At 64.8% G+C, this 9,306-nt stretch carries 5 protein-coding genes, 1 pseudogene and 1 CRISPR repeat array; of the genes and pseudogenes, 5 read left to right on the top strand and 1 reads right to left on the bottom strand.

What is annotated here, in order from left to right:
* Positions 1–26: 26 nt before the first annotated feature.
* The 5 genes from KBA48_RS22405 (at position 27) to cas2 (ending at position 8,058) form a co-directional block, all read left to right on the top strand.
* Entirely contained in the window at positions 27–947 is a 921-nt protein-coding gene (locus tag KBA48_RS22405; protein WP_292910568.1) for a YCF48-related protein, read from the top strand.
* Positions 944–3,370 carry an MMPL family transporter gene (locus tag KBA48_RS22410; protein WP_292910570.1) on the top strand — a complete coding sequence of 809 codons (2,427 nt, stop codon included), beginning with the start codon at positions 944–946 and terminating at the stop codon, positions 3,368–3,370. Before KBA48_RS22405 ends, KBA48_RS22410 begins: the two co-directional genes overlap by 4 nt.
* A gap of 299 nt (positions 3,371–3,669) precedes the next feature.
* The gene (gene cas9, locus KBA48_RS22415) at positions 3,670–6,858 is read left to right on the top strand and encodes a type II CRISPR RNA-guided endonuclease Cas9 (protein ID WP_292910572.1); all 3,189 of its coding nucleotides are present in this window, start codon (positions 3,670–3,672) and stop codon (positions 6,856–6,858) included.
* Positions 6,859–6,861: 3 nt separating this feature from the next.
* A complete protein-coding gene (gene cas1 / locus KBA48_RS22420) occupies positions 6,862–7,716 on the top strand; it encodes a type II CRISPR-associated endonuclease Cas1 (RefSeq protein WP_292910574.1) in 855 nt (284 codons plus the stop codon).
* Between the two features lie 12 nt (positions 7,717–7,728).
* Positions 7,729–8,058: a CRISPR-associated endonuclease Cas2 gene (cas2, locus tag KBA48_RS22425; RefSeq protein ID WP_292910576.1), complete on the top strand. Its 330-nt coding sequence runs from the start codon at positions 7,729–7,731 to the stop codon at positions 8,056–8,058.
* Between the two features lie 75 nt (positions 8,059–8,133).
* Positions 8,134–8,763: a CRISPR direct-repeat array (repeat unit 36 nt; unit sequence AGTTTAGCCGATAGGGATTTGCGGTCCAGCCGCAAC).
* Positions 8,764–8,808: 45 nt separating this feature from the next.
* Here the strand turns inward: cas2 and KBA48_RS22430 are convergent.
* Positions 8,809–9,306, bottom strand: a pseudogene (locus KBA48_RS22430) (IS5 family transposase); the annotation flags it as partial.

Genomic DNA, 9,306 nt, shown 5'->3' on the forward strand with positions numbered 1-9,306 from the left:
AACAGTCAATTTTGATGACTGTTGGCATGACAGCCCTGGCGCTGGTCCTGGCAATCATCGCCGGCCCCGCCATCGCCGAGGGGTTCGGGCGCACTGACCTTTTGCAGGCGGTGACCCGGGATGGAAAGACCGGCACCATCGTGGCCGTGGGCCTGCGCGGCGTCATCGGGGTCAGCAGGGACGATGGCGGCACCTGGCAGCGCCATGATCTGACCGACCGCACCGGCGGCCTGCGTCCCGCCCTGCTGGACGTCACCACCTGCCCCGATGGCGGTTTTGCGGCCCTGGACGGGCGCGGCCATGTCTTCACCAGCAGCGACGCCGGGACCAGTTGGGCCATGCACGCGCTGGAAAGCCCGGAACCGCCGCAGGCCGTCACCTGTGATGCCGCCGGGCGCCTGTGGGTCGTGGGCGGCTTCTCCACCATCCTGGTCAGCGACGATGGCGGCAAAAGCTGGCAGGACCGGTCGATCGGGGAGGACCTGATCCTGACCGCCATTCAGTTTCCGGAAGCGGACCGCGGTTATGCGCTGGGCGAGTTCGGCAGCGTCTATGCCACGACGGATGGCGGGGAAAGCTGGACGGCGCAACCGCCCATTCCGGGCGAATTCTATCCACAAGCAGCCCTGTTCACCGATGCCGCCCATGGCTGGGTGGTCGGGCTGGATGGGGCGGTCATGCACACGGCCGATGGCGGGCAAAGCTGGACCAAGCAGCCCAGCGGCACGCAGGTGGGGCTGTTCGGTCTGGCGGCCATGCCGGGCGGCAGGGTCGTGGCGGTCGGTGACCGCGCCACCGTCCTGTCCATCGACGGCAAGGACTGGACCCCGGCGCAGGCACCGCAGGCCGGCGCGCCCTTCCTGACCGGCGCCGTCGCCACCGGCCCCGACACCATCCTGGCGGCCGGTGCGGCCGGCACGCTCACCCAGATCAGGTTGACGCCATGACCCAGACCCACTCCGCGAGCTCCGGCGCCATGGCCCGGTTCGAACAGATGATCTTCACCCGGCCGGGCCTGTTCCTTTCCATCCTGATGGGCATCACGGCCCTGTTCGCCTTTCAGCTCCCCAACCTGCGCGTCTACACGGACTTTGCCGACCTGTTGCCGCAGGAGAACGAGTTCATCCGCCTGCATAACGACATCCGCGACACGTTCGGCGGCGCCAACATCGTCACGGTATCGGTGAAGGCCCCCGATGGCGGCATCTTCACGAATGAGGCGCTGGCCGCCATCCACCACGCGACCCAGGTGGTGGACGAGTTGCCGGGCATCAACCACAACCTCGTGAACTCCATCACCCACCGCACGGCCCGGCGTGTCACCGTGTCGGAAACGGGGGCCGTGGTGGCCACGCCCTATTACAACCCGTCCGCCGCACAGCCGCTGTCGGCGGCGGAACTGGAACAGCTTCGCATCGACGTGATGGCCGATCCGCGCACCTACGGGCTGATCGTCTCCCCCGCCCTGGACGCGGCGCTGATCAAGGGGCAGTTGGCCGAAGGCGACCTGGATTACCACGCCATCTTCGACAAGCTGGCGGCCCTGAAGACGGAACTCCGCGCCCAGGGGTTCGAGGTACATGTCATCGGCCAGCCCGTGATCGTCGGCTGGATGTACACCTACATGGTGGAGATATTGCAGATCTTCGCAGCAACGCTGGCCGTGATGGTCGGGCTGCTGCTGGTCTATTTCCGCCGGGCCTATGGCGTGCTGATGCCGGTGGCGGCCATCACGGTTTCCACCATCTGGGGACTGGGCTGGGTCGTGCTGCTGGACATCAACCTGGACCCGCTGACCCTGGTCATCCCGTTCCTGATCTCGGCCCGCGCCCTGTCGCACGGGGTGCAGAAGGTTGAGCGCTATTTCGTGGAACTGGCGCGCAGCGGCGATACCAAGGTCGCGGCGCGGGCCGCCTTCCACGCCCTGTTCCGGCCGGGATGCCTGGGCATCGTGGCGGACGCGGCCGGCATCTTCCTGCTGATCCTGGGGTCGATCCCGCTGGACCATAAGCTGGCGCTCTATGCCTCGCTCTGGGCCATGTCCATCGTACCAGCGGTGCTGCTGCTGGTGCCGCTGATGCTGGCCGTGGTGCCGGGGCCTGAGCCGCTGATCCGCAGGCAGGGCAGCCTGACCGACCGTATCCTGGCCGCGACGGGGCGTTTCGTGTCGGGCATGGGCGCCGCCAGGGGTACCGTGCTGGCCGCAGCCCTGCTGGTGGCCGGGTCGGCCGCCCTGCTGCCCGCCATCCAGATCGGGGAGAGCGAGCCGGGATCGCCGCTTTTTTATCCCAACCACGACTATAACCGCGCGTCCGCCACCATCAATGCCGACTTCCCCGGATCGGAGGAACTGTACATCGTGGCCCGCGTCGCCGAAAAGGGCGACCTGAAACGGCCCGACGTGCTGCAATCGATCCAGGATCTGCAGGTCCATATGATGGGCGACCCGGCGGTGGGCGGCACCAAGGGCATTCCCGACCTGATCGCCCAGGTGAACCGGCTGCTGCATGGCAACGACCCGCGCTGGGCCGTCATTCCCGGCGATGCGTCCTATGTCGGCGGGCTGATGTTCGCCTATATGGCATCCAGCCCCATCCCCGGCGCCCTGAACGAGTTCGTGACGCCGGACGAGCGCACAGCCAATCTGGTCTTTTTCTTCAAAGACCATAAGGGCGACACGATCCGCACCGCGATTGGCAGGGCACGCGAATGGATCGCGCAGAATGGCAGTGCCGTGCCGGGGCTCAGCTTCCATCTGGCGGGCGGGGTGATCGGGGTGAATGCCGGCATCAACGATGCCATCCTGCATTCCAACCTGCTGGTGGTACCCGTCGTGCTGCTGGTCATCACCCTGCTGACGGCGGCCGCCTACCGGTCGGTGGCGGCGGGCGCCATGATGCTGTCATCGATGGTTTTCGCCACCTTGCTGACCTATGCCTGGTTCGGCATCACGGGCGCCGGCCTGAACATCAACACCGTGCCCGTGGTGGCGGTCGGCATCGGGATCGGCATCGATTATTCGATCTACATCATGGACCGTATCCGGCACCAGTACGGCCTGTCCGGCGACCTGCCCCGCGCCATCCGGGAAACGATCATGACCACGGGCCGCGCCATCAGCTTCACGGCCTTCACGCTCATGTTCGGCGTGGTCATGTGGGTGTTCCTGTCCAGCCTGCGGTTCCAGGCGGACGCGGCCCTGCTGCTGTGCCTGATGCTGGCGCTGAACATGGCGGCCGCCATCTTCCTCGTGCCGGCCTGGACCCTGCTGTGCCGGCCGGGCTTCATCCTGTCCGCCGACCGGGTGGCGGAACAGGCGGATGAGGCCGCCGACCATGGGGGCTCCACACCTAAGGTGGAGGCGGCTTGACCAGAGCTTTGACGGGGAGGACATCCTGACGGAATATGCGTTGGGGTGATCCGCCTTTTCGCCGCACGCACAGAGCCCCAAAAGCAAAGGGGCGGCCCCGAGGGACCGCCCGCATTTGGTGCGCACGGGGAACGTCCCGGCGCGTGTTAACGGATGGACCGCAAATCCCTATCGGCTAAAACAGTGATCAAGGCCATCACGGTTGAATGGTGGAATACCCATCTTCAATTGTCAATGATTGATGCATATGCGTAAATTGATACCACTTATAAGGGAATATCACCAAGAAAGATAAGATTATGCCCAACCGCCGCTACACGCTCGCCCTTGATGTCGGTGCCACCTCCATCGGCTGGTGTGCGACCGAGTTGAATGCACGGGGGGAGCCATGCGGGTTGATCCGGTTGGGCGTGCGGGTGTTTCCGGAAGGGCGGGACCCGCAGAAGGGCACCAGTCTGGCCGTAGACCGGCGGGTGGCGCGGCAGGCGCGGCGGCGGCGGGACCGGTTCCTGCAACGGCAGAAGCGGCTGATCACGGCCCTGGTGGCGGCTGGCCTGTTTCCAGCCGACCGGGAACAGCGCAAGGCGCTGGAACATCTGGACCCCTATGCCCTGCGCGCGCTGGCCGCCACGGCGCAGGCTTTGCCCCCGTATGAGCTGGGGCGTGCCCTGTTCCACCTGAACCAGCGGCGCGGCTTCCGGTCCACCCGCCGGCCGGGCGGAGAGGGGGACGCCGCCGAGGAAGGCAAGATCAAGACCGGCATCAGTGCCCTGGCCGCCCAGATCGAGGCGTCAGGCCTGCCCAGCCTGGGGGCCTGGCTGGCGGCCCGACATGCCGCCAAGCAGCCGGTGCGCGCCCGCCTGTCGGGCACAGGGGCCAAGGCGAATTATGATTTCTACCCCTCCCGCGAACTGGCGCAGGCGGAGTTCGACACGATCCGGGAATGCCAGGGGCCCCACCATCCGTCGGTCACGCCGGCGCAGTGGGACCATATTCGCGGCGTGATTTTCCACCAACGCAGGCTGCGCCCCGTCGATCCCGGCAAATGCACCTTGCAGCCGGGGGAACCCCGTGCCCCCTGGGCCCTGCCGCTGGCCCAGCGCTTCCGGATTTTGCAGGAGGTGAACAATCTGCGCATCCTGCGGGAGGATTTCAGCAAGGATCCGCTGCCCGCCACCGGGCGGGAGGCGATGCTGGCCGCCCTGATGAACCACAAGGACAGGAAATTCGACCAGTTGCTGAAGGCGGCCAAGCTGCCGCCCGACACAAAGCTCAATCTGGCGGATGAGAAGCGCGACCGGTTGGACGGCGATGCCACGGCAGCATCCATGGCCGACAAGAAACGTTTCGGCCCCCTGTGGCGCGCCCTGCCGCCGGACACGCAGGCAGAGGTGGTGACCCGTCTGCTGGACGAGAATGCCGAAACCGATGAGCTGGTTGGCTGGCTGGGTGAGAGGTTCGGCCTGTCGGCAGAGGCGGCGGGAGCCGTGGCGGCAGCCAGCCTGCCCGACGGCCATTGCCGCCTGTCCGCCGCTGCCCTGGCCCGCATCGTGCCGGAGATGGAAAAGGGCCTGCGCTATGACGAGGCGGTGGTGGCCGCCGGCTATGACCATCATTCCGACCTGCGCGCCGATGGTGCGGGGCTGGACCGGCTGCCCTTCTATTGCGAGGTGCCGGCGCTGGAACATTTCCTGTCCTTCGGCAGTGGCAAGGAAACGGACAAGGACCCGTTCCGCCGCATCGGCCGCATCGCCAACCCCACGGTGCATATCGGGCTGAACCAGATCCGCACCGTCGTCAACGACATCATCCATGAGTATGGCAAGCCCGACAGCATCATTGTGGAACTGGCCCGCAACCTGTCGCGATCGGCGGAAGACCGACGCAAGGTGCAGCGCGAGCAGGCGGAGAACCAGAAGAACAATGACCGCCGGCGTCAACAATTGCGGGCATTGGGCGTGGACCCCACGCCCGACATGGTCATGCGTCTGCGCCTGTGGGAGGAACTGCCCATCGACGGTGTGATGCGCAAATGCGTCTATACGGGTGAGAATATCGGCGTGGAGCGGCTGCTGCATGGCGATGTCGATATCGACCATATCCTTCCCTACAGCCGCACCCTGGATGATGGGGTGGGCAACCGCATCGTCTGTGTGCGCCGGGCCAACCGGGATAAGCGCAACCTGTCACCGGTGGAGGCGTTCAGCCATTCACCCACGGGCTATGATTGGGCGGAAATCCAGGCGCGGGCCGCCCTTCTGCCCGCCAATCGCCGCTGGCGGTTCGCGGCGGACGCCATGGGACGGTTTGATGACCAGGAACGGTTCCTGGACCGGCACCTGAACGACACCCGCTATCTGTCGCGCGTGGCCAAGCTCTATCTGTCCTGCCTGTTCGATGAGAAACGGCAGGGCACCCTGAAGGTGCGGGCCGTGCCCGGCACGCTGGTCGGGCTGCTGCGCCGCAAATGGGGCCTGAACGAGTTGCTGTCGGTGAATGGGCACAAGAACCGCGACGATCACCGCCACCACGCGCTGGATGCCGCCATCATCTCCATCATTGATCAGGGCACGGTGCAGATGGTGCAAATGGCGGCGAAGAAGGCGGCCGACCAGCATCTGGACCGGCTGCTGGACGACCTGTCCCCCCGCCACAACTGGTTCCGGCCGCATCTGGAGGATCGGCTGGCGCGCATCGTCGTGTCGGTGAAGCCCGACCATGGCATCGCCGGCCGGCTGCATGAAGAGACGGCCTATGGCATCATCAACCGGCCCGAACATTGGCGCGGCCATACGCTGGTCTACCGCAAGCCGCTGGGTTCCCTGACGGCCGGGGAGGTTGAGCGCATCCGCGACACCGCCCTGCGGGAAACCCTGAAATCCCACATCGCCGCCGAGGTTCTGGCCGGCAATGATATCAAGGCGGCCGTCGAGAGCTTCCGCAACCGGGACGACCACGCCTGGCACCAATTGCGCCATGTCCGCCTGACCAAGCCCGAGGCCAATTTCGAACGTATCGGCAACCGCCGCACCGGCATCCCATACAAGGCCGTGGTGCCGGGTGAAAACCTGTGTGTGGATATCGTGCCGGATGCCAAGGGCCGCTGGACCGGCCGCGCCACCACCCTGTTCGATGCCAGCCGGCAGGCAAGCCACCATGGCGGCACCCTGCCCCCGCCCGCCCCGGATGTGGTAATGCGCCTGTACAAGGGCGACATGCTGCGCCTGGATGTGGAGCGGCCGGATGGAACAGTGACACCTGAGGTCATGCGTGTGCATATCCTGGATCTGGCCAATAATCGCGTCAGGCTGGCCCCCCATAACGAAGGAGGCAAACTGCAGGAACGCCACGACCGCACGGCCAAGGGCGGCGATCATTTCCGCTGGACCATCATCTCCTTCGATGTGCTGCGCAAGCGGCGGGCACGCAAGGTCGTGGTGACCCCGTCGGGTCGCCTGCGCGACCCCGGCCCACACCCGGAGGGCTGAGCCATGCCAGGGCGGGTGGTGGAGATTTCGACCGATGGTCTTCACCTTGCCGTCCTGCGTGGCTTCCTGGTCGTGAAGGACGGGGATGGTGAACGGGGGCGGGTGCCACTGGATGATATCGACGCGGTCATCGCCAGCGCCCATGGCCTGACCTTCTCGGCCAACCTGCTGAACGCCCTGGCCGACCGCAATGTGCCCTTCGTTGTGTGCGGTCCCAACCACATGCCGATATCCGCGATGCTGCCAGTGGCCGGCCACCACGCCCAGACCGGCCGCATCCGCGCCCAGATCACGGCACCACAGCCCCTGACCAAGCGGCTGTGGCAAGGGCTGGTCCAGGCCAAAATACGCAACCAGGGTGCGGTACTGGCCCATCAGGGCGTTCCCGCCGGTGCCTTCACCACCCTGGCGCGGCAGGTCCGGTCGGGCGATCCGACCAATGTGGAGGCCCAGGCGGCACGGCGCTACTGGCCCCTGCTGATGGGACCGGATTTCCGGCGCGACACGGAAGCGGGCGGTGCCAACGCCCTGTTGAACTATGGCTATGCCATCCTGCGCAGCGGGGCGGCACGCGCTGTTGTGGCGGCGGGACTGCACCCCTCCATCGGGATCCACCATTCCAATAAGGGAAACCCGATGGCGCTGGTGGATGACGTGATGGAGCCCTTCCGGCCGCTGGTCGATCTGGCGACCCTGCGCCTGGTGCAGGCCGGTGCCCGTCAGGTGACCGCCGATGCCAAGCGGGAACTGGCCGCCATCCTGATCCAGGACCTGACGACGACACGCGGCACGACGCCACTATCGACCTGCCACTCTCTCCCCTGCCCCTCGACCTCACCGCCGGTGCCGTCCGGCTGAAGGAGGATGACGATGGCTTTGAACGGGTATCGGATCATGTGGATGATGGTCCTGTTTGACCTGCCGGTCAAAACCAAGGCTCAACGGCGCAACGCCACCCGGTTTCGGCAATTCCTGCTGGACCAAGGCTTTGAAATGGCCCAGTTTTCTGTATATTTGCGATGGTGTTCCGGGAAGGAGCAGGTGGATGCGACAACCAAACGGATCGCCGGACAGGTCCCCACCAAAGGCAATGTCCAGATCTTGACCATCACCGACCGGCAGTACCAGAACGTGACCAGCTTCGACAACAGAACAAAAAAGCAACCACGCGGAAATCCCGCCCAACTGGCCTTGTTTTAGAGGGGGAAAGTGTCGTGGCGAAGCCAAGGAAAATCCGTGAACTCCCCATTATTTCAACAGGTTATTCACGGATCAAGTTTAGCCGATAGGGATTTGCGGTCCAGCCGCAACACACCTGTCTGCATCGGTGCTGTCGGAGGTAGTTTAGCCGATAGGGATTTGCGGTCCAGCCGCAACCGTTCCATCCAGTACGCCAACCCGGTGCGCAGTTTAGCCGATAGGGATTTGCGGTCCAGCCGCAACGCAGGTCAACAATGCCACCACCGGCCTGCCAGTTTAGCCGATAGGGATTTGCGGTCCAGCCGCAACGCTGTTGCTGGCGACGTTGTCGGCGTAGATAGTTTAGCCGATAGGGATTTGCGGTCCAGCCGCAACTAACGCCATTAGACCCTTTCAGCGACTGTTAGTTTAGCCGATAGGGATTTGCGGTCCAGCCGCAACACCTTGATGGCGGCGGCACGTTGCGCCTGTAGTTTAGCCGATAGGGATTTGCGGTCCAGCCGCAACCCCACGCCCATCACATGCCGAATCGCTTCAAGTTTAGCCGATAGGGATTTGCGGTCCAGCCGCAACGCAGGAAGCGCAGGCCCGCGGCGACGCACTAGTTTAGCCGATAGGGATTTGCGGTCCAGCCGCAACATGCGCATGACCCAGCGGCAGCCGGCACCGAGTTTAGCCGATAGGGATTTGCGGTCCAGCCGCAACCGTGACAGGCATGACGTTGTGACTGGGGCTAGGGTCGAGACTCAATCAGGTCCAGTACGCCACGATGGTTGCGATTGCGAGGGTGGATAGGAAGTTTCTGGCGAGCTTGTCGTATCGGTTTGCGACGCGTCGGAAGTCCTTGAGGCGGCAGAAGACGGCCTCGACCATCCATCGGAACTTGTACCTGACCTTGTCGAAGCGGATGGGCTTCTTGCGTGACTTTCTGCCGGGAATGACAGGCTTCGCGCCCTTCTCCTTGATTTTGGCCCTCAATTTATCACTGTCATAGCCCTTGTCGGCCAGGACGTAGCGGCAATCATCGACCTCAGCCAGCAGGGTCTCAGCCATGGTGATGTCGGAAACGTTACCCGCCGTCACATGCAGGGCCACCGGGCGACCAAGCGTATCGGTCAGGGCGTGGACTTTTGTGGTTTGGCCGCCTCTGGAAATGCCAATGGCTTGCTCCTTGGCCCCCCTTTTCCGCCGTGGGCACACCGATGTGCCTTCACGTAGCTGCCATCCATGGCCACGCTGGTCGTAATC

The sequence above is a fragment of the Niveispirillum sp. genome (assembly GCF_017996735.1).
In the GTDB taxonomy this organism is placed as follows: Bacteria; Pseudomonadota; Alphaproteobacteria; order Azospirillales; family Azospirillaceae; genus Niveispirillum.